This is a genomic window from Dendrosporobacter sp. 1207_IL3150 (assembly GCF_036763085.1).
Classification (GTDB): Bacteria; Bacillota; Negativicutes; order DSM-1736; family Dendrosporobacteraceae; genus JBAIYU01.
Genome location: NZ_JBAIYU010000010.1, coordinates 269,175 through 289,168 on the forward strand (window position 1 = coordinate 269,175; position 19,994 = coordinate 289,168).

Below are 19,994 nucleotides of genomic sequence, written 5' to 3' on the forward strand. Positions count from 1 at the left end.
TGGAGGGGACATTCAATTGGTGGAGGCGAGGAGAATCGAACTCCTGTCCAAAAGCATTGCTACAAGGGCTTCTCCGAGCGCATTCTGTGGTTTAAATTTCGCACCGTTGACGCCCACAGACAGGCTTCGCTAGTACTATCTCGATAAAGTTTCCCAGTCGGCTCTCCGAGAATTGAGCCTCAGGTATCCCGCTATATGACGTCCTATCCCGCCCCGCAGGAAGTGGGAGAGTAGAACGTTAGCATTAAGCTGCTAAAGCGTAATCGTTGTTTGCTTTTACTATTTTCCACCGTCTTGACGGGCTGATGGAACCCCGGCTCGCTACCCATGCCACAACTACCCCTGTCGAAACCATTACGCCCCCATATATTAAGCGCTAAAAGTAGTTTTAGCTAAGAGTTATTTATATAATATATTCTGTTTTAATAGTAATATACATTATACCATAAATACAACTACAATCAAGCTGTACTTATTACCAGGTTAAATATCTATGTTCACATTATATCACTTTTCCATATATTAATATAGCTATATTAACAGGAAATTGACATAACAACAAGAATATATACAGTTCGAGGAGTGATATCATGTTTCAGAAACACGCTGGGACCTTGATGGTCTTAGCATCAGCTACCGGGTTTGCAACCCTTGCCATCTTTATCAAATTAGCCTATGATGCAGGCGCAAATACCGTAACTATTCTTGCAATACGTTTTAGTTTAGCCGCACTAATTCTTTGGCCTATACTAAGAATTAAAAATATCTCTGCAAACATTGGCCTTAAAACCATTATCCAGTTATGTTTAATGGGGGCATTAGGCTATGGCACTATGTCTACATTTTTTGCTTTGTCGATTGAACACTTGCCGGTTTCTTTGGCAGCTATGCTGCTCTATACCTATCCTGCCCTTGTAACTATATTATCGTTTGCTGTCGGCGACGAAAAAATCACTTGGCACAAATGCATAGCTTTAGCAATATGCTTTCTCGGTCTTTTTCTTATTTTAGGCGTTTCTTTTACTAGCGTTGATCCACTAGGTATTGTTTATAGTCTTAGTGCGTCACTAGTATACTCTTGTTATATAGTTATTGGAAACAGAGTTCTAAAAAATGTTAACCCACTTGCTGCAACTACCTATGTCTGCTCCTCTGCAGCACTAGTTTTCCTTATTGTTGGCTTAGTTAAAGGCAGTCTTATTCTGAGTTTAACGCCGATTGGCTGGTTGTCGATGGCCGGTATTGCAATACTTGGCACTATTGTGGGAATCCTTTTCTTCTTTGCCGGCTTAAACAAGATTGGCGCAGCAAATGCTTCGATAGTAAGCACAACAGAACCGCTAATTACAGTGCTTCTATCAATTGCCTTTTTAAATGACAGTATTTCTCTTATACAAGGAATCGGCGGCCTACTAATCATAGCAGGTGTTCTCATTCTTCAATTATGGAATAACCAAGCAGTAACTGCTAACGAAAAATCAACTGAAGCCATAACTTAATCACGCGCAATAGAATTGGAAGTGGTTGGATGAAAAATATGTTTCTATTTGCCATGTTTTCCGCAATGCTGGCAGCAAGCATTTTGCCAGCTCAAGCAAGCGAAATTCTCGCAGATTCGAACACTAAAGCTTCCATCAGCCAGCATTTACCTGAAGAATACGCAGCTCGCACTTCACTTCACGAGCAAGCTGTTTCACTTGCCCGAAACCAGAGATACGTCGAGTCGCTTGTTATTCTTAGAGAGCTTTATACGCAAGATCCCACTGATTTTAAGGTCGCTTACGACTATATTACAGTACTTAACTGGTCAGGAAATAATAATTCAGCCATCTTAATTTATGAGTCGTTGCCGCCATTAAGCGTTCCGGACTTTGTCCTACGCAGTGTGGGCGGAGCATATTTTCAATTAGGCAGCTATCAAAAAGCTCTTGATATATTCGCTCTTCTTACCTCCAAGGGTGATTCTGAGGCTAGACTATGGCATGCCGAATGTTTAATGCTTCTTGGCCATCAAGAAAGTGCCCAAGCCATTTATAATGAGCTTTTACTAGAGAATCCAAACGATTCTAATATTTTTTTAAGTCGCGCCAGTGTTTTCAATCGATTAAAAGAACATAGGCTGGCAGCAGCAGAGTTCGAAAACGCTTTAAAATATCTCCCACCAGAAACTAATTCAAATCGACTATTAGACATTAATGATGCGTTCTCCGCTGCCCTTATTAATATGGGCAGCACAGATCGTGCTTTGAAAATTATAAAACCTTATATCGATAACAAAACAGCTAACTCATCAATGCAAGGAAACTATATCTATGCCCTTAGGGTCAGGGGACAATTTGAGCTGGCCGTTAAAGAAGCGGAGAGATTGTGGTCAGACTACAATTCGGCCCCATTGTTTGGTTTGAGGGCGCTGGCTGAATCTCATATCCAGCTTAAACAGCTATCTCAAGCGACACAAGTTTATCGTTATATATTAACCCGTCAACCACAGGACGATGGCGCCCAGTTTGGTCTTGCTTATGCTAGGCTTCTCCAAGGCGAACGCGCAGAAGGGCTTAGTTTATACGATAGTCTGCTCGACCGCCATGTTTCTCATTCTTCAATTGCAGCAAATGATGCCAATACTCTTCTATCAAATCATCATTATCAATCAGGCAAAGCATTATTTGAGCTAGTTATTGAGCATAACCCGCTTAATAGCTCTTATCTTGAACAGTACGCCGCATTATTACGAAGTAACGGACAGCCTCGTGCTGCCTATGAGCAATATAAAAAGCTTTCAGAAACTGCACCAAACCCAACAGTTGGACTTAGCGGTATGTTCAGAACTGCTCTTGCTGTTGAGGATTATCAGCTTGCTAAATCCGCAATAGACAACCTTATTGCCGAGGCACCAAATAGTGCAAATTCTCTTGCCTTCAGCGGTCTTTACAAGAGCAAAAAATCTGGCGAGGCAGAAATTCGCTATGGTTACAATGACAGCCACAAACAACTCCAATCTTCATATTGGGATATTACCGGCGAACAGTATATCGGGAGTAACTATTGGCTTTTCTCAGGAATAAATCGCACTAGACTTAGCGATTTAAGTACTAATGAGCACCAAACCATCAATACTAAAAGCCTTGGACTTAGCTACAATGATATAAATAAAGAACTAAGCTTTATGTATTCAAATAATGGCCTAAATGGCAGCAGTGGCAGCTATTCACTTAATACTGAATTACACCTGACCGATCACGCAAACCTAAGTTTTGGTGTAAGCCGTGCCCCCGTGTTTGATGTCCAAGCCCTCTCGGCAAATGACGGCGGACCAATAATGGCTAATTCGTATAACATCGATTATTTTCGAATTTTAAGTCCCCGCGAAGACTACTCAATAGGCTTAGGCCGAAGTCTTTTAACTGACGGCAACCAATCCAACAGTTTTAATCTTAATCACACCTATACTCTCTTTGATAAGAACGACCGTGCTCTTAACCGGCTTGTCTACTGGAATAGAGCATATTTTAAGAATCAGGATGTTGTGTACGAGAGTCCGTCCCTGCGTGAATCGCTTGGTATCGGTTATGTTTACAAGTACAGCTTACCAACAAGCTATTTGCTCAGCCGCTTAATGCTTAATTGGGAGCATGACGAACCTGAGCCGCTGGCTTTTAGTCCATACGCCCGTTTAGAGTATGGAAAAGACTTTTCACCAAATCATAGCATAGTTCTTGGCTTAGAATATGGTCTGCATTCTGATGACGCTTCAGGCAGTAATCTTCGATATAGTTATCGACAAATAGACGGCCTATATCGTTTTAGTTGGTAGGTGAAATATGAAAACTAATATTATTCTGATTTTAACCATAGCATTCCTTTGGATAAGCAGCCCTGCATATGCCGGGCAGCCTGGGCTTGATATTCCAATCTTAAATTATCATGACGTTGGAAAGACGAATTCGCCTTTTAGTGTCACCAAAGAAACGCTATCAGACCATTTTAAAATCATCAAAGAACAGGGCTATCAGCCAATATCGGCTGATCAATATTTAGCGGCCAAAAATGGCCAAGCTTCCCTTCCGCCAAAAGCCATACTGTTAACTTTTGATGACGGCTATATATCTTTTTATAACGAAGTTTTTCCACTGCTTAAAGAGTTTAAGTACCCCGCTATGCTAGCCTTAGTTACATCCTGGCAGCAAAATGGTGCACCAGCCGATATCGGACCAATTGTAAATTGGGGCCAAGTTAGGGAACTCGAAGCCTCCGGTCTTGTAACTATCGCTTCTCACTCTCATAACATGCACCAATTCCAGGTTACGAATAAATTCAATGACACATCTCAAGCCATGTCTTCCTCCACCTTTAAAAACGGCGAATACGAGTCCCTTGTGGAATATAAGCAGCGCATCAATAGGGATATGGAGTTAACTCAAAGTATTTTGGAAGAAAACTTGGGCCATAGGTCTAAATACTTTGTATGGCCTTATGGCGAATATACAGCTTATTCAGCCCAAGCTGCCAAAGATAATGGCTTCGAAGTTTTATTTGCTCTTAATGATAACGCAGCCGACTCTTCGGCTAATTCGCTTAGCATCAAAAGGACTATAATCTATGGCAACCCTAATAAAGAAAGCTTTTTAAAATTGCTCGCAAATTCTGCTGATACTGTAAAACCAGTGCGCGCAGCTCAACTCGACCTCGATTTACTCTATTGTCAAAGTGCTAGCGAATTTGCTTCAAATATGGACGCGGCTGTACAGCTTCTCCGTCGTTCCCAGGTTAACACAGTCTTTTTGCAGGCTTTTGCCGATGACAAAGGCACAGGTAATATTGAAGAGGTCTACTTTCATACAACTGCCGCTCCGGTAAAGGCTGATTTATTCAGCCACGCAGCATCACTGCTGAAAAAGGAAGGCTTTCAGGTTTACGCCTGGGTTCCCACCCTATCCGGACAATGGCTGCTGAAAGATCATGCTGAGGATGAGGTTCAAGCAATTGACGATAAACACCACGGCTGGTACAAAAGGGCAACCCCCTTCAGCTCTAGAGTGCAGCAGGAGCTTAAAAACCTATTTAGAGATTTGGCAGCTTATAGTCCGATTGACGGCATACTGTTTCAGGACGATGTATATCTAAATGACTATGAGGATAACTCCCCAGCCGCAAGAGCTGCGTTCAAATCAGCGTTTGGACTGGAATTGTCAGCTGAACATTTAAAGAACCATGATACAGCCTTAAAATGGGCAAATCTTAAAGCTGAAACTCTAAATAAATTAACGTTAGAGCTTGCTGATGAAGTACGAAAATTCCACCCTAGACTTAAGGTTGCTCGTAATATATATCCAATTGTTATAACAAATTCAGATGCTTTTGAATGGATTGGACAGCGCTATGGCGACTATCTCAAACTATACGATTATACTGTCGTTATGGCTTATCCCTATTTAGAAAAAGTACCCGAACCTAATATATGGCTAAAACAGTTAGCACACCAAGCTTTAACTGACCCTAAAACAGCCGATAAGGTAATATTTAAGCTGCAAGCTTATGATTGGGACAAAAGACGTTGGCTGTCAACCAGCATTCTGAATGAACAAGCCTCTCTCCTCAAAACCAACGGCTCGCTCCACTTGGCATACTATCCGCTTAATATCTATTCGAATAAAAAGGAAGCACTGCCATACTAGGAAGAGCCAGTAGAAAGGAAATCGCATATGGAATACTGGGCTCAGTTTATATTCTTGTATCCAGTCTTAATGAGCATCATTTGGATGGTTGGCGCGATTTACTTCTACTGGCGGTATGAGCGAACCAGTCCAAAGGAACCGCCGCTCAAAGAATTCCCTCTAGTTTCGGTAATGATCCCAGCCCATAACGAAGAAAAAAGTATAGAAGAAACTATAAATGAGCTGTTAAAGTGTGACTATCCGGACTTCGAAATAATTGTAATAAGTGATGGAAGTACTGACCGAACTAACGAAATAATCCTCAGGCTTACAGAAATCCATCCAAAAGTCCGCTCGCTAATTCTGAAGAAAAATCTTGGAAAAGCAAACGCACTAAATATGGGGCTGCTCATGACAGCCGGGGAATATATCGTAACAATTGATGCCGACTGTTTACTTGAACCCAAAGCACTTCACTGGCTGGTTTTTCATTTAATTACCCAGCCGCGTGTTGGCGCAGTAACTGGTAATCCTCGGGTTCGCAATCGAACTTCACTGCTGGCTAAAATTCAAACGGCCGAGTATGCAAGTGTAATTGGCCTTATTAAGCGCAGCCAGCGCCTACTAGGCAAAATCTTAACGGTGTCTGGAGTGATCGCGGCCTTTAGAAAAAGAGCAATAATCGATGCCGGCCTCTGGAGCCCTGACATGATCACAGATGATATTGACTTAACATGGAAGCTTGAGCAGCGCTTTTGGTCAGTTTATTACGAACTAAATGCTGTTGGCTGGATATTAGTACCCGAAACACTCGGCGGCTTATGGCGGCAGCGAGTACGCTGGGCTCAGGGCGGTATTGAAGTAATCCATCGGTATTGGAATATTTGCCTGGATTGGCGTATGAGGCGCATGTGGCCGCTATATATAGACTATATTTTGAGCGTATTTTGGGCTTGCTCTTTTCTCTTATTCTCCTTCCTCTGGCTTTCAGAGCTTATCTTCCCTATCCCTTATGATTTTTTCAAGCTTTCTCCTATTCCATCGTGGACTGGCACGATCGTCGCACTGGTCTGTCTTGTTCAATTTGGGGTTAGTCTCTTGCTTGATCGTAAATATGATCCAACTATTTTAAAATACTACTTTTGGGTTATCTGGTATCCTGTTATCTATTGGGTATATAATGCTTTAGCCGTAATTTGGGCCTTACCAAAAGCTCTGTTTAAAAAGAAAGGCACTCGCGCAGTTTGGGTAAGCCCTGATCGTGGTATGCATACATCACGTAAACATATAGGAGATAGGTACTATGAGCATTATCAACAAACCAGAATTAAAGTCCTCGCGTCAAAAAACAATTGAGAGCTTCATAGTTGCAGTTGGTATCATTACCTTAAACGTAATACTTATCAGCTTTACTCTAGCGCTTTGGGGCTTTTCAGTTAAATATATCTCTAACTACCTTTTTTCTGCTGATGCCATAGAAAACACACTGAAAATGCTTTTAAATCTCATTTTTTTTGGTGTGCTTATATTCTTGTCTATGCTGGCCTGGGCTAAATACAATATCCTCATGTATGCTAACAGAAATCGCCGCAAACACTTACCGCCGCTTGCCCCCGAAATGATCGCTGCCTATTACAATACAGATATTGAATGTGTAAGAGCTGCTGGCAAATGCAAGTCAGGCACCGTTGATGTTGAAAATGATGAGCTTATCTTCTGCGATAATGAGATGTGCTATCCGATAAAAGAAATTGGAACAAACAAATAAAATAGGATGGGCCAGTGGCCCACCCTATTCTTTTTGTCGTTCCCGAAAAGCCCGATCCATTTCCCTCTTAGCATCACGCTCAGCAATGTCCTGTCGCTTATCGTAATTCTTTTTACCGGAAGCTAGCGCAAGCTCTAGTTTAGCTTTTCCTCGTGAAAAGTAAATCTTCAGGGGAATTAAAGAGTAGCCCTTCTCCCTTGTCTGGCCGAAAAGCTTCATTATCTGGACTTTATGCATAAGCAGTTTACGCGTTCTAAGTGGTTCGTGATTAAAACGGTTACCCTGATCATATGGGCTGATGTGCATGTTATGCAGCATCATTTCACCATTTTCAATTCGAGCATAGCTGTCCTTAAGATTAGCCTTACCCGCCCTTAGTGATTTAACTTCAGTACCAGTTAAGACTAGACCGGTCTCATATGTTTCATGAATATGATAATCATGACGCGCTTTACGATTTTCTGTAACAATCTTAATAGCTGTTCCTTTTTCCATAGCTTCACCTCACCGGCCAGTAATGCACCGAGTATATATAAGCTTATTATAACAAATCTGGCAAGTCAGGACAATGTACTGGAAACGATATGCTAACCGCAGAGTACGCGGAGGACGCAGAGTGGTTACGGAGGTAACGCGATGTTATCGCGTTGATAGACAGAAATATAAAAACTCAGCGTTCCCTCTGCGAACTCCGCGTACTCTGTGGTTCAAAAAACGTCCCCAACTCAAACGCCTGTCACCGCGATGCGGGACAGGCGCTCTTATTACTTGCGACGTTTTGATTTTTGACCTTGTGATGTTTTCTTACTTTTAGGTCTGTTATTGGTGGGAGCTGAGAAGTTCTTTTTATTTGACGTTTCCTTACCTCTTGCTTTATCGCTGAAACGAGGAGGAAGGACTTTAGGTATATTTGTGGTTCCGGCGAGAACAAAGTCAATTGTCCGATCTTCCGGGTTGGCTCTGGCGACAAGGATTCGCACCGGGTCACCTAGACGATAAACCTTTTTAGTTCTTTCACCGATTAGAGCATACTGCTCTTCAACATATTGGTAATAATCATCATCCATACTTGATACTCGGACAAGACCTTCTACACCGCTTTCAAGTTCAACAAATATCCCGAAGGCAGTAACACCATTAATAATACCATCAAATTCTTCACCGATAAATTTAGCCATATATTCAACCTTTTTCAGGTCTACTGTTTCGCGTTCAGCTTCAGCAGCCGCACGTTCACGCTGAGATGAATGCAGGGCAATCTCTGGCAGCATTGCCGCAAGTTTTTGACGGCGTTTAGCCGATACATCACCTGAATTAAAAGTCTCCCGCAGCAGTCTGTGAACGATGAGGTCAGGATAACGACGGATTGGTGAAGTAAAATGAGTATAGTAAGTAGCAGCCAAACCAAAGTGCCCTAAGTTTTCAGCCTCATATCTTGCCTGCTTCAGAGAACGAAGCATAACTGTACTTATAATTCTTTCTTCAGGACGTCCTGCTATTTTACTCAGTACTTTTTGCAGGGCACTCGGACGAATCTCGTTGCTCTTAGGCAAGCTTTGTCCAAAGCTATGGAGAAGATTATTAAGCTTTTCCATCTTACCTTGATCTGGCTGTTCATGTACGCGGAACATAAATGGTATGCCTCTTGCGTGCATATGCTCGGCAACTGTCTCATTGGCCACCAGCATGAATTCTTCGATTATTGATTCAGACAATGTTCTTACACGTTTAATAAGATCTATTGGTTCACCAGCGTCGTTTAGTTTAACCTTTATCTCTGGGAAGTCAAAGTCAACTGCTCCCCTGCGCATTCTGCGATCCCTTAGAATATGGCATAGACGTTCCATATTCTCTAAAGGCTCAAGCAGTTCTTGATTTTCTGCCCGAAGCGTTTCATCATGATCGACCAGAATTTTACGCACAACATTATACGTCAGACGCTTGTACACTTTTATGACACTAGGGAATATTTCGTAGCTTAGAACCTTGCCTCGATAATCTATTTCCATTTCGATAGACATTGCTAGTCTGTCTTCATGCGCATTTAAACTGCATATGCCGTTTGATAAGCGTTTTGGCAGCATGGGAAGCACTCGGTCAACAAGATAAACGCTTGTACCACGTGAGCGTGCCTCGTTATCAAGCGGAGTATTCTCTCGTACATAGTAGCTTACATCAGCTATATGTACACCTAAAAGAAAACGGCCTTCTTTTAATCGCTCAACATACACGGCATCGTCTAAATCTTTTGCATCATCTCCGTCAATTGTGACAATTGGAAGATGGCGCAAATCGCGGCGTCCGGCAATCTCGTCTTCACTAATTGCAGATGGAACCTTATCTGCTGCACGATCTACTTCAGCGGGAAAGTGCGTAGGCAGATTGTGCTTCTTGATTATCGATAGTATTTCGATACCAGGATCACCTTTAATACCTAATACTTCGATAATTTTACCTTCAGCACTGCGCCTTTTTTCCGGCCATTTAGTGATTTCAACAACAACCTTCGATCCAATAGGAGCACCATTAAATTCGTCTTTCGGAATAAAGATGTCTTGGCCTACCCTTTGATCATCAGGTGTAACAAAACCGAAATGACGGCTGCTTTCAAACGTCCCGACTATTTTATTATTAGCGCGATTAACCACTCTAATAACTTCGCCTTCACGAGCTCTGCCATGACCAGACTGGCGGTGCACCCTCGCTATTACCCTATCATTATGCATTGCACTCAGCATTGCGTCTGGAGGTATAAAAACATCAGGTTCATCTGGAGTCTGTGGGTTTTCCGGTATAACAAAACCAAAGCCTTTACTGGTTGCGCTCATTCGACCTACTACTAGATTCATTCTTTCTGGCACACCAAATTTATCAAAGCGAGTTTTTATAATATCCGCATTGTCTTCTAGTTCCTGCAGAATATCCCAGAACTCCGCCAAATCTGTGCCCTTTAACTCCATGTTTTCCGCCAAATCTTCGGCAGTTAGCGGTTTATAAGCATCGTTTCGCATAAAGGCTAGAATTTTATCTTTCAGATTCATTAGTTATCCCTCCAATATTGCTACAGTTGCTTTTCCTTGTGCTGTAATGCTGCCATCGGGTAATTCGATTGTGCCGGTTAGTTCAAACATGTTGCCACGCTGACCGGTTATATGTCCCTTAATCATTAACTGCTCGCCGATAGGTGTTGGTTTCTTATATCTTACATCAAGACGAGCCGTTACTGCATTATAGCCTTTCGAATAAATATACCTGGCCATGACTTCGTCTAGTAATGTACTTACTATTCCGCCATGCATAATGCCATCATAACCTTGATGTTCTGGACCGCCAGTAAAAGTGGTTATATATGTATCCTGTTCCTCACGGAATTTTAATTTTAGTCCAATTGGGTTATGTATGCCGCAAGCAAAGCACATTTGATTTATTTCCTGTTCCTTTATCTCTCCCATAAATTCAACACCTCATTTAACAAAACACTTTTTAGCCATATTTAGAATTACTTTGCAATGTCATACTTCAGGAATTTTATAATATTATCAAATACAATATCTCGTTCAATATCTAATGTAATTATATGACCCGACTTTTCAAGCCAAATTAGCTTTTTATCGGTACTTCCTGCTCGATCATGTATATATTTTGCACTTTTTGGCACTACTGTATGTTCTCGCAGCGACTGCATTACCAAAAGAGGCTTATCTAAATAAGGAAGCTGCTTATCAACGGTTTTAATAAGCTCTAGTAAACTGCTTAAGCTGCTAAGTGGTGTTCGATCATAACACACCGAGTACAGTGGATCCACTTCCAAACGCCGGCGCTTTTTGGGAATAAACTTACGAAAAAGTCTAAATATTCCCAGCATAGGAAGGCGCTTATCAGCAATAAAGATCGGCGCACTAAGACATACAACCTTGCTTACAGGATATTCAACTCCCACCTTTAAAGCCATCAGCCCGCCCATAGAAAGGCCAACGACTGCAATTTGACTGCATAAACCTTTTAATAAGTGATAGCCATCCTGTACAGCACCATACCAGTGAGGCCAAGCTGTTGTTGCCATCTCTTCGGCATTTGTCCCATGCCCGCACAACCGCGGTGCTAACACTGTATAGCCATGTTCGTTTAAATGCTCACCTAACAAGCGCATTTCAGATGGCGAACCAGTAAAACCATGTATTAATAAAATGCCCTGCTTACCGCCAGGCAATAGAAAAGGTTCGGCTCCTTTTAGTATGGCCAATAATCCATCACTCCTTGCAAATTATTTAATATTACCATTATACCATTTGCAGGAAATTTTTTATATATTGATGTAATATTGTGCAAAATCCTCATGGCAGTATCAGATTACTCTATGTCCGCTTCATTCCAATTCCATAGACCTTGTTTGCCACTCACTGCTATTGGCTTAATTGGGCGAACATCTGTCAGCACCCAAGCGTACTTGCCAATTTCATAATCGCCGAATTCCAGTTCCGTTGTACCAGCAAGATTTTTAATAAATTCTTCATTTACTTTTAAGCAATCAGTCAAATTTGCTATTGCAATTATTGCCCCTCGCGGCAGGTCCTCGACCTTTAGACCGCTCTTACTTAACGAGGTTTTAAAGGGTTCTTCCCAGCAAAGTTCAATTTCTTCTTTCGGAAATTTCTTTGCAGCATGAATAGCCAGCTGCCCTCTATATGTTGTTGCCCAAGTTCTAGTCTCGTATTTTTTTGCGCCGCTTGCTAGTAGACTAGCCCAAGGCTGCCAAAGAGTTATTGCCTTCATAAACAACCTCATAAAAGTTTGATTATTATATCTTTCCTAAAAATAGCTTATTATATTAATAAGGTGCCTCTCTTTGAGGCACCTTATTTCACCGAGGAAAACCAAAGTTCTTATATTTACGCGGTTTGGCTGCCTCTTCAATAAAACGCTGAAATAGGCCAAGCATTACTGGGTAACGATAAATCATATCTTCAGGGTGCCATTGTACTGCAACCAAATAACAGTCGCCTTTTTTCTCGATACCTTCAATAATACCGTCTTTAGATAAAGCACTAACGATAAAACCGTCAGCTACGTCCTTTACAGATTGATGGTGAAAACTATTAGTTATAACAAACTCTCCAAATACCTCATATAGTTTGCTGCCTTTTACAACCTCAATGGAATGTCCCGCTACTTCCCGCCTAGACTTTTGCATATGCTTGATATAACTACCCGGACTTTGCGATAAATCCTGATAAAGTGTGCCGCCAAAGGCAACGTTTATCAGTTGTATACCACGACAAATTCCAAAGATGGGCTTTTTCAAGGCATGCGTTATCTTTACAAGTTCTATTTCATGATTATCGCGGTCAGGATCAATGAATTCAAGCTTATCAAACGGCTCTTCGCCATATAATAAGGGATGCACATCATAACCGCCTGTCACAAGCAAACCGTCTAGAATTTGGGCCTGCACACTTATAACATCAGGATTGCTGACAACAGGCAATACGACCGGTGTTCCGCCTGCTGCAACCACCGCTTCTATATACTCAACATTAACACAGGAACGTTCACTGCCGGGAAAGCAGGTATTTTCTGAAATGATAGTATTGGCTGTTATTCCAATCACCGGTCTCACATATATCCCTCCTAACATTTGTTAAAAGCACCGAGAGAAAATATCCCGGTGCTTTACATATATATGCAAGGATGGGTGGCTTTTTGCTAAAATTATTGCAATTTTATAAAAAGACTATGCGGAACGACGAAGGGAGTTACGTTTAACTCAAAGTACGCGAAGTACTCAAAGTGACTCAATTTTGGCGCGATATTATCGCGTATTGGATTTATAGCGTCCCCTTCGCGTACTTTGAGTACTTTGCGTTAAAAAACGTTTCTTTCCCCGTTACAATCAAAAAACACCGGGCAGACCCGGTGTTTTAAAGCTGTCATATTTATTTTAGAAGAATAAAAACGGTGCAATTATTAAGGAGATTGTTCCGGCAACTTTTATAAGCGGGTTCATGGCTGGGCCAGAGGTATCTTTGAACGGATCGCCTACTGTATCGCCAATTACTGCGGCGGCATGAGTAGGAGTTCCTTTTCCGCCATATTTTCCGGACTCGATATATTTCTTAGCATTATCCCAGGCACCACCGGCATTGGACATAAAGATGGCCATTAGAACGCCTGCAGCAGTAGCTCCTGCCAAGAAGCCAGCCAGAGCTTTTGCCCCCATTAAGAAACCAACTAAGAGCGGTGAACCTACTGCAAAGACCCCTGGCAGCATCATCTCTCTGATTGCTGCGGCGGTACTGATATCAACGCATTTTGCATAGTCAGGACGGCCTGTTCCGTCCATAATCCCTGGGATTTCTCTAAATTGGCGGCGTACTTCTTCAATCATTTCAAATGCAGCTTTACCAACAGCCTCCATTGTGAAAGCACAAACCAAGAACGGTAAGGTAGCGCCTAAGAAGATACCGATTATAACACCAGGCTCAGTAAGGTTGATAACTAAATGACCGTTAACCAGCAATCCTGCTAATTTCGGATTTTTAGCAATCTCCTCGCCAAAAGCTGTAAACAGCGCCAAAGCTGTTAACGCCGCCGAGCCAATTGCAAAGCCTTTAGCGATAGCAGCAGTTGTATTACCAACTGAGTCTAATTTGTCAGTAGTTTTACGAACTTCTGGACCAAGTTCAGCCATCTCAGCTATACCACCGGCATTATCGGCAACAGGTCCAAAGGAATCCACCGCAACTACCATACCAGCAGTGCAAAGCATTCCCATGGCAGCCATTGCAATTCCGTAAATACCAGCTTGGCTATAAGCTACCCAAGTAGCTATCGCGAACACAACCATTGGCAAACCAGTACTTCTTAAACCAGTAGCAATACCAGATATAATGTTTGTTGCTGGTCCTGTCTGTGAAGCATCAGCAATATGCTGGGTAGGAGCTTTAGCATTAGAAGTATAGTACTCTGTTATCATACCAACAAGCACATTGACTACCAAGCCTGCAAGAATTGCTACGAATATTCCGAAACCTTTCGGCCCAAAAACATATGTAGCAAGGCCATATGCCATGATGGCTGTAAGCAGATTGGTACCCCAGAGGCCGCGATTAAGGGCAGCTTGAGGATCTCCATCTTCGCCAGTACGAACAAGGAAGGTACTCACAATAGCAGCGGCAATGCCCGCAGCACCAATTAGGAGCGGAAATAGAACGCCGTTAATACCAAATAAGGTGTTGCCGATCAACATAGCCGCAATAGCAGTTGCACCATAAGATTCAAACAGGTCAGCACCCATGCCGGCTGTATCGCCAACATTATCACCTACGTTATCGGCAATAACAGCCGGATTACGAGGATCATCTTCAGGAATGCCTGCTTCAACCTTACCAACCAGATCTGCGCCAACATCGGCAGCTTTAGTGTAAATACCACCGCCGATACGAGCGAAGAATGCAATGGCACTCGCGCCAAATGCAAAGCTGTTGATAACAACCGGATCACGGAAAACTATGTATAAAACGGAAACACCTAAAAGTCCAAGACCGGCAACCGACATACCCATGACGGCACCAGCTCGAAACGATACGCTTAAAGCACTGTTGAGACTTGTTCGGGCAGCTTCAGTAGTACGGGCATTGGCTTTAGTCGTCGAGGTCATGCCTACATAACCAGCAATCGCTGAACAAACGGCACCAACTAAGAAAGATATAGCTAATCCAAAGCCTTGCAGAAAAAACAAAATAGCAAAAATAGCAATTGTGAACGGAATGAGGGTCTTATACTGACGATTTAAAAAAGCCATTGCTCCTTCGAAAATCGCTTGGGACAGTTCTTGCATCCTGGCATTACCGGGGCTTTCCTTTAAAACACTGGCCATTAAGTAAGCGGCAAATAGAAGGGCCACTATACCAGCCACAGGTGCAACATACAATAAATCCATGTAAAAACTTCCCCTCCTCAAATTGAGCGCATATTCATTTGTCTGCTATTAGTGCCAAAGTTGCCCCAATCTCACTGCTAATTGAGGCGTGATGTAATCCCTACTGCACCCTTGCTAAAATCAATGTTACGATACCAAACAAAACGCCTAGTACCATTGTGGCCTTCGCTAAAATTTCGTCGAGGCCTTTCTTTTTGCCGCCGAATATCGTTTCCGCTCCGCCGGCGATTGAACCGGACATGCCGGCGCTTTTACCCGATTGCAGGACCACAGTTGCAATTAGTGCTACACATATGACAGCTTCTAGTATCATCAATGCTGTTACCAACTAACGAACACCTCCTTACTTATTTACTTGTATTTTAACATAAACGAAAACAAATTAGCAAACCCCCACTGGTAAAATTTAGCTTTAAAATTTAAAATGACGCTTTTAACACAAAGTACTCAAAGTACGCAAAGTGAACGCAATGAATTTCGTTTTCTTGGCGATAAATATTCGCACATTAAATCTCTTCGTGCCCCTCTGCATCCTCTGTGTACTCTGTGGTTCAAAACCGTTCCCTTATGAATATGCTTTGCTTAGCAGTGATATTGGATGAATAGTCTTTACTTTAGCCCCGTGTCCTATCTGCAGGCGGCAGGTGCCGCAGTCGCAGACAGCAGTATCTACGCCGGTTGCTATTATTCTGTCAAATAAATTCTTGCCGATTGACATGGAAATGTCATACTTATCAGCTTTAAGACCATAACTTCCTGCTATACCGCAGCAGCCCGCATCTGCATCTTCGATCGTCAGACCGGGAATCAGCCTTAAAACTTCGAGGGCTGGCAGACCAAATCCTTGCGCCCTAAGATGGCAAGGTGCATGGTATATATATTTCGAATCGAACTTAGTGAAGCTTTTGTTAAGCCTGCCATCATCTTTTAAAATAGTTAGGAACTCCAATGAGTCATACATATATTTAGCATTAGTTTTTACCGCATCAAGTGCAAATAATTCTTGATATTCCTGCTTTAACATTAGACCACAGCTGGTGCAGCAGGTTATTATTGGATAACCTTTCTCTATCCATTTGGTAATAATGTCAGTATTTTTTTGGGCGTTGTCATGCGCCTCAGTTAGATAGCCATTGACGACTAAAGGTGAGCCGCAGCAAACAAACTCTTCATCGATTACAACTTCAATTTTATTCTTTTGCATTACTGCTACGAAATCCATACCGACCTGTGGATCATTATAATTAATGAAGCACCCAGGAAAAAAAACAACTTTATCAGGGAAGTTCTCCTGTCGCAGCTTTTTAAACTGTTTAATAAAGGATTCACCAGCATAAGAGGGTAGCGGTGCTTTTCCTGATATACCTACTAACTCCAGCATACCGGACTTGCGCCCAATAGCCATCCCCAAATTAGTAATGGCTGACATCCCAGGAATAGCACTGCTTAGCTTAGCCATTTGTTCACCATGGGATAGTATATTATCGCGCAGACTTTGCTTATTAGATTCAAAATGCTTAGCCCTAGCCAGCATATTGAGGGTTGATATCGGAACACCCGAAGGACAAGATATATCACAGTTCTTACAGTTTGAGCAATACTCTAGCGATGGATCTTCATCCTGCTGCGATAACCTCATTCTTTCTAAAGCCGGCCCTACCATCTTGGGACCACGGAATTTTCTAGTTGCTGCCGTTACAGGGCAATGGGCCACACAGCTGGTGCAGGCAGTACATTTATCCGGATTAATTAGATGTTTACTCATATTCGTCTCTCCCTTGCAAGGAAATGGCGGCCTTATAGGCAGAGGCAAGCGCTACGCCATTGCCTGACTTTTCATAGCAAAAATCGTAACCGCTGAGGTTTCTTCCGGCAACGTGAACATTGCTTAAAAGTGTTGCACCATCTGCCGATACTGGTCGCATTAATTCATCGACTTCGACACCAATTTCAGCAAATAGTTGTTTTTTATCCGAGAATAAATTAACGTTAGACCACTCTTCTATAGTTGCTGGAGTGTTAATCGGCAAATTAAAAATTGGTTCAATAAACTTTCCTGGTTCAGCCTTTAACCCTCCGCCGTACAACCCACCATTCGCTAATATATATGAATGAGCTTGATATGCACGCTGACGATCAAAGTTGTCTGTAACAACCGCTGTACAATGTCCATTTTCAGTTATTGCAGTCGTTACTAGTGCTTTTTCAATAACTGTTACCCCTAGTTTTTTAATATAGCTTAACAGCATCATTCTTAGACGCAGCCCAGTGACAGCTGGCGGCATAGCAGCAGCTTCAACTAATCGACAATCTAATTGCCGTTCTAGACTATCCAGTACTTCATAATTAGGTAAAGTACCTAAGATGGGAGGTACAATCACAACGCCTTTAGGCTTAATCTTATTTTTTAACTGCTTAATAAATATTTCGCGGCCGTCCTTAGTGTCTAGCCATCTTGCAACATCCAGAGAAGAAACGTCACGACCTTCTGCGAAATTAAGACTGCACATCTCAGCGGTGATAGTTGTGTACGGTCCATAAACCTTTTGCAGATTTTTAGCAACCAGCTGCGGATAAAAATCTTTAAGATAGTCAAAGCCAACTACATAGATATTATTAGTATGCCAGAGTACCCTTGCATCCATTGTTTTCGGTACTAAACAAGTTGGCTTTAATGTTCCTGCCGCTGTCGGCAGCCACTGCATTTTGCCAAGCTCACCAATGTATTCATAGCCTTCTTCAATTGAAATTTCCTTAAAAAACTCTAATGCTTTTTCTAATGTATGCTTGCCAATCTTCTGGTAGGGATGATTTGCCGATAACTTCTCAAGACCCTCCTCAGGGGTTTTCAGTGGCTTTGCATCATTGTCATACCCTAATACATCAATTATTCCGCCACCGATAGTCAGTGTACCAGCTCCGTATGTTAAAAGATGTACTTTTCTACCACTCTTAGCCGCAACAGCTGCTGAAAACAAACCTGCTAAACCGCCGCCGATAATTAACAGATCACTTTTCATATTCAATCGCCCCATTTATATTTAAAGTCGCGTCATAAATGCCGCGCGTAAGTTCTGCTTCTTTAATTACATTACCCCATAGTACTGGGCGAATCCCATTCCAGCGCGCTTGCAAAAACTCTTTAAACAACCCGTTGGTATCTTGACTCCATGATAAGCCTGTAGCATCTACAGCACCTACACTGCGATAAGTGCAAAATGCTCCTTGGCAAGTACCCATGCCCATCCGAGTTTTACGGCGTACATCACTAAGCATATAGCTGGTGCTGTCAGAGGCTGCTTCTTCAACCTCAGCCAGAGTAACATTCTCACATTCACAAAGCAGCTGGCTTTTCTCCGGTTTCTGCTGAATTCTTTTAACAACCTGTTCTAACCCGTCAGCACCCAGCCGCGAAGCTGCTAAGTTAGTACCGTACGCGGGAAAATATAATTTGGCTTTAGCCAGCAGTTTAGGTGACGGATCTTCAATTATCGGTTCTATGGCGGTACGGCACTCAGTTTTTACGTTCAAATAACTACAGACCAAATCAGTGACTTTTTCAGCCATTAATCGATAGGTAGTGAATTTGCCGCCAACTATGCTCACGAATCCCTTCAGGCCTTGATCGGCATGATCTAAGATTACGAAATTACGCGATGCACCGCGTCCCTTTGCATTTGGATCAGCACTATATAATGGCCGCGTGCCGGTAAAAGCACGCAAAATTCGGTAATCACGAATATTTTCAAATAGAACTGCTCCGATATCCAGCAGCTTTATAATTTCGGCTGTTGAAGGAACAGTGTCATCTGGGCGATCGGCTTCAGATGAAGTTGTTCCTAGAATTGTAATAGAACCGTGCGGTACAAATATATCACCATCTGCTGCTGGGCGAAGCCTATTAATAACCCGGCTGGCTATCCGATGATTAAAAGCAATAAGTGTACCGCGATCAGGCTGAACATTTACTTTAATACCTGCTTTTTCAGCGATCTGCCCAGCCCACGATCCTGCAGCACTAACAACAAAATCGCATTGAATAATATCTATCTGACCATTAAATGCATTTCTAACCTTTACGCCAACAACTTGGCCGTTAACACTTTCAATGCTGATTACCTCAGTATAAGTCAAAACCCGCCCGCCGTATTTTCTCGCTGATGCGACATTCTGCCACACCATCCTGAAACCGTCAATAGCAGCATCCGGTATGCGATAAACTGATTTTATATTTGTATTAAGATTTGGTTCGAGGCGTAGTGCTTCCTGAACAGACAGCGGCGTAACCGGTATACCTACTTTGCGGCAGCTCTCAACCCACTTTACTTCAAAATCCTCGCTGTCCTCAGGGGTACGTACAAAAAATCCCTCGGTTGCTTCAACACAGTGGCGGCCAATTTTACGCAGAATAATGTTTTCTTCAATACATTCCTTACCAGCCTCTGCATCTTTAACGGCATAGCGCCCGCCGCTGTGTAAAAGACCGTGATAGCGCGAACTGGTGCCGTGCGCCAAATCGCGCTGCTCAACCAAGACAGTATCTACCCCTCTCATGCATAAATCTCGCAATATGCCTACACCCGTTGCCCCTCCGCCAATTACAACTACCGTCGCCTTTTGCATAGCCCGACTC

General features: G+C 42.5%; 16 protein-coding genes and 1 other RNA gene. 5 read left to right on the plus strand and 12 right to left on the minus strand.

Features of this window, described 5'->3' with window-relative positions:
* Window positions 1-17: 17 nt before the first annotated feature.
* Window positions 18-364, minus strand: a transfer-messenger RNA (tmRNA) gene (gene ssrA, locus V6C17_RS04755).
* A 226-nt stretch (window positions 365-590) separates the two neighbouring features.
* Between ssrA and V6C17_RS04760 the strand changes: the two genes are divergently transcribed.
* The 5 genes from V6C17_RS04760 to pgaD are packed head-to-tail and all read left to right on the plus strand — an operon-like array spanning window position 591 to window position 7,422.
* Window positions 591-1,499 carry a DMT family transporter gene (locus V6C17_RS04760; protein WP_333521401.1) on the plus strand — a complete coding sequence of 303 codons (909 nt, stop codon included), beginning with the start codon at window positions 591-593 and terminating at the stop codon, window positions 1,497-1,499.
* A 29-nt stretch (window positions 1,500-1,528) separates the two neighbouring features.
* Window positions 1,529-3,814 carry a tetratricopeptide repeat protein gene (locus V6C17_RS04765; protein ID WP_333521402.1) on the plus strand — a complete coding sequence of 762 codons (2,286 nt, stop codon included), beginning with the start codon at window positions 1,529-1,531 and terminating at the stop codon, window positions 3,812-3,814.
* 7 nt (window positions 3,815-3,821) lie between these two features.
* Window positions 3,822-5,675: a poly-beta-1,6-N-acetyl-D-glucosamine N-deacetylase PgaB gene (gene pgaB / locus V6C17_RS04770; protein WP_333521403.1), complete on the plus strand. Its 1,854-nt coding sequence runs from the start codon at window positions 3,822-3,824 to the stop codon at window positions 5,673-5,675.
* 27 nt (window positions 5,676-5,702) lie between these two features.
* Window positions 5,703-7,010 (plus strand): poly-beta-1,6-N-acetyl-D-glucosamine synthase, encoded by a 1,308-nt coding sequence (gene pgaC, locus V6C17_RS04775; RefSeq protein WP_333521404.1) that lies wholly within the window; start codon window positions 5,703-5,705, stop codon window positions 7,008-7,010.
* Complete coding sequence (pgaD, locus tag V6C17_RS04780; RefSeq protein ID WP_333521405.1) at window positions 6,958-7,422, plus strand: poly-beta-1,6-N-acetyl-D-glucosamine biosynthesis protein PgaD; 465 nt, start codon at window positions 6,958-6,960, stop codon at window positions 7,420-7,422. The genes pgaC and pgaD overlap by 53 nt, the downstream gene beginning before the upstream one ends.
* A gap of 24 nt (window positions 7,423-7,446) precedes the next feature.
* Here pgaD and smpB read toward each other — a convergent pair whose 3' ends face one another.
* The 11 genes from smpB to glpA form a co-directional block, all read right to left on the minus strand.
* Window positions 7,447-7,917, minus strand: coding sequence for an SsrA-binding protein SmpB (smpB, locus tag V6C17_RS04785; protein WP_333521406.1), 471 nt, complete (start codon window positions 7,915-7,917; stop codon window positions 7,447-7,449).
* Window positions 7,918-8,186: 269 nt separating this feature from the next.
* Window positions 8,187-10,463, minus strand: a complete 2,277-nt coding sequence (gene rnr / locus V6C17_RS04790) for a ribonuclease R (protein WP_333521407.1) — start codon at window positions 10,461-10,463, stop codon at window positions 8,187-8,189.
* A gap of 3 nt (window positions 10,464-10,466) precedes the next feature.
* Entirely contained in the window at window positions 10,467-10,874 is a 408-nt protein-coding gene (locus V6C17_RS04795; protein WP_333521408.1) for a PaaI family thioesterase, read from the minus strand.
* A 47-nt stretch (window positions 10,875-10,921) separates the two neighbouring features.
* Entirely contained in the window at window positions 10,922-11,665 is a 744-nt protein-coding gene (locus V6C17_RS04800) for an alpha/beta hydrolase (protein WP_333521409.1), read from the minus strand.
* Between the two features lie 107 nt (window positions 11,666-11,772).
* Window positions 11,773-12,195: an ASCH domain-containing protein gene (locus V6C17_RS04805; RefSeq protein ID WP_333521410.1), complete on the minus strand. Its 423-nt coding sequence runs from the start codon at window positions 12,193-12,195 to the stop codon at window positions 11,773-11,775.
* Window positions 12,196-12,283: 88 nt separating this feature from the next.
* Window positions 12,284-13,039 carry a gamma-glutamyl-gamma-aminobutyrate hydrolase family protein gene (locus tag V6C17_RS04810; protein WP_333521411.1) on the minus strand — a complete coding sequence of 252 codons (756 nt, stop codon included), beginning with the start codon at window positions 13,037-13,039 and terminating at the stop codon, window positions 12,284-12,286.
* 321 nt (window positions 13,040-13,360) lie between these two features.
* Window positions 13,361-15,361: a sodium-translocating pyrophosphatase gene (locus tag V6C17_RS04815; RefSeq protein WP_333521412.1), complete on the minus strand. Its 2,001-nt coding sequence runs from the start codon at window positions 15,359-15,361 to the stop codon at window positions 13,361-13,363.
* Window positions 15,362-15,461: 100 nt separating this feature from the next.
* Entirely contained in the window at window positions 15,462-15,689 is a 228-nt protein-coding gene (gene secG, locus V6C17_RS04820) for a preprotein translocase subunit SecG (RefSeq protein WP_333521413.1), read from the minus strand.
* 237 nt (window positions 15,690-15,926) lie between these two features.
* Window positions 15,927-17,126, minus strand: a complete 1,200-nt coding sequence (locus V6C17_RS04825) for an anaerobic glycerol-3-phosphate dehydrogenase subunit C (RefSeq protein ID WP_333521414.1) — start codon at window positions 17,124-17,126, stop codon at window positions 15,927-15,929.
* On the minus strand, window positions 17,119-18,381 hold the full coding sequence (gene glpB, locus V6C17_RS04830; protein ID WP_333521415.1) for an anaerobic glycerol-3-phosphate dehydrogenase subunit GlpB: 1,263 nt from the start codon (window positions 18,379-18,381) through the stop codon (window positions 17,119-17,121). Before glpB ends, V6C17_RS04825 begins: the two co-directional genes overlap by 8 nt.
* On the minus strand, window positions 18,371-19,984 hold the full coding sequence (glpA, locus tag V6C17_RS04835) for an anaerobic glycerol-3-phosphate dehydrogenase subunit GlpA (protein ID WP_333521416.1): 1,614 nt from the start codon (window positions 19,982-19,984) through the stop codon (window positions 18,371-18,373). Before glpA ends, glpB begins: the two co-directional genes overlap by 11 nt.
* Window positions 19,985-19,994 lie beyond the last annotated feature (10 nt).

Bases quoted from the DNA above. Each gene is read 5' to 3' on its own strand.
- V6C17_RS04760 (WP_333521401.1), top strand. From the start codon at position 591: ATGTTTCAGAAACACGCTGGGACCTTGATGGTCTTAGCATCAGCTACC.
- V6C17_RS04765 (WP_333521402.1), top strand. From the start codon at position 1,529: ATGAAAAATATGTTTCTATTTGCCATGTTTTCCGCAATGCTGGCAGCA.
- pgaB (WP_333521403.1), top strand. From the start codon at position 3,822: ATGAAAACTAATATTATTCTGATTTTAACCATAGCATTCCTTTGGATA.
- pgaC (WP_333521404.1), top strand. From the start codon at position 5,703: ATGGAATACTGGGCTCAGTTTATATTCTTGTATCCAGTCTTAATGAGC.
- pgaD (WP_333521405.1), top strand. From the start codon at position 6,958: ATGAGCATTATCAACAAACCAGAATTAAAGTCCTCGCGTCAAAAAACA.
- smpB (WP_333521406.1), bottom strand. From the start codon at position 7,917: ATGGAAAAAGGAACAGCTATTAAGATTGTTACAGAAAATCGTAAAGCG.
- rnr (WP_333521407.1), bottom strand. From the start codon at position 10,463: ATGAATCTGAAAGATAAAATTCTAGCCTTTATGCGAAACGATGCTTAT.
- V6C17_RS04795 (WP_333521408.1), bottom strand. From the start codon at position 10,874: ATGGGAGAGATAAAGGAACAGGAAATAAATCAAATGTGCTTTGCTTGC.
- V6C17_RS04805 (WP_333521410.1), bottom strand. From the start codon at position 12,195: ATGAAGGCAATAACTCTTTGGCAGCCTTGGGCTAGTCTACTAGCAAGC.
- V6C17_RS04815 (WP_333521412.1), bottom strand. From the start codon at position 15,361: ATGGATTTATTGTATGTTGCACCTGTGGCTGGTATAGTGGCCCTTCTA.
- V6C17_RS04825 (WP_333521414.1), bottom strand. From the start codon at position 17,126: ATGAGTAAACATCTAATTAATCCGGATAAATGTACTGCCTGCACCAGC.
- glpB (WP_333521415.1), bottom strand. From the start codon at position 18,381: ATGAAAAGTGATCTGTTAATTATCGGCGGCGGTTTAGCAGGTTTGTTT.
- glpA (WP_333521416.1), bottom strand. From the start codon at position 19,984: ATGCAAAAGGCGACGGTAGTTGTAATTGGCGGAGGGGCAACGGGTGTA.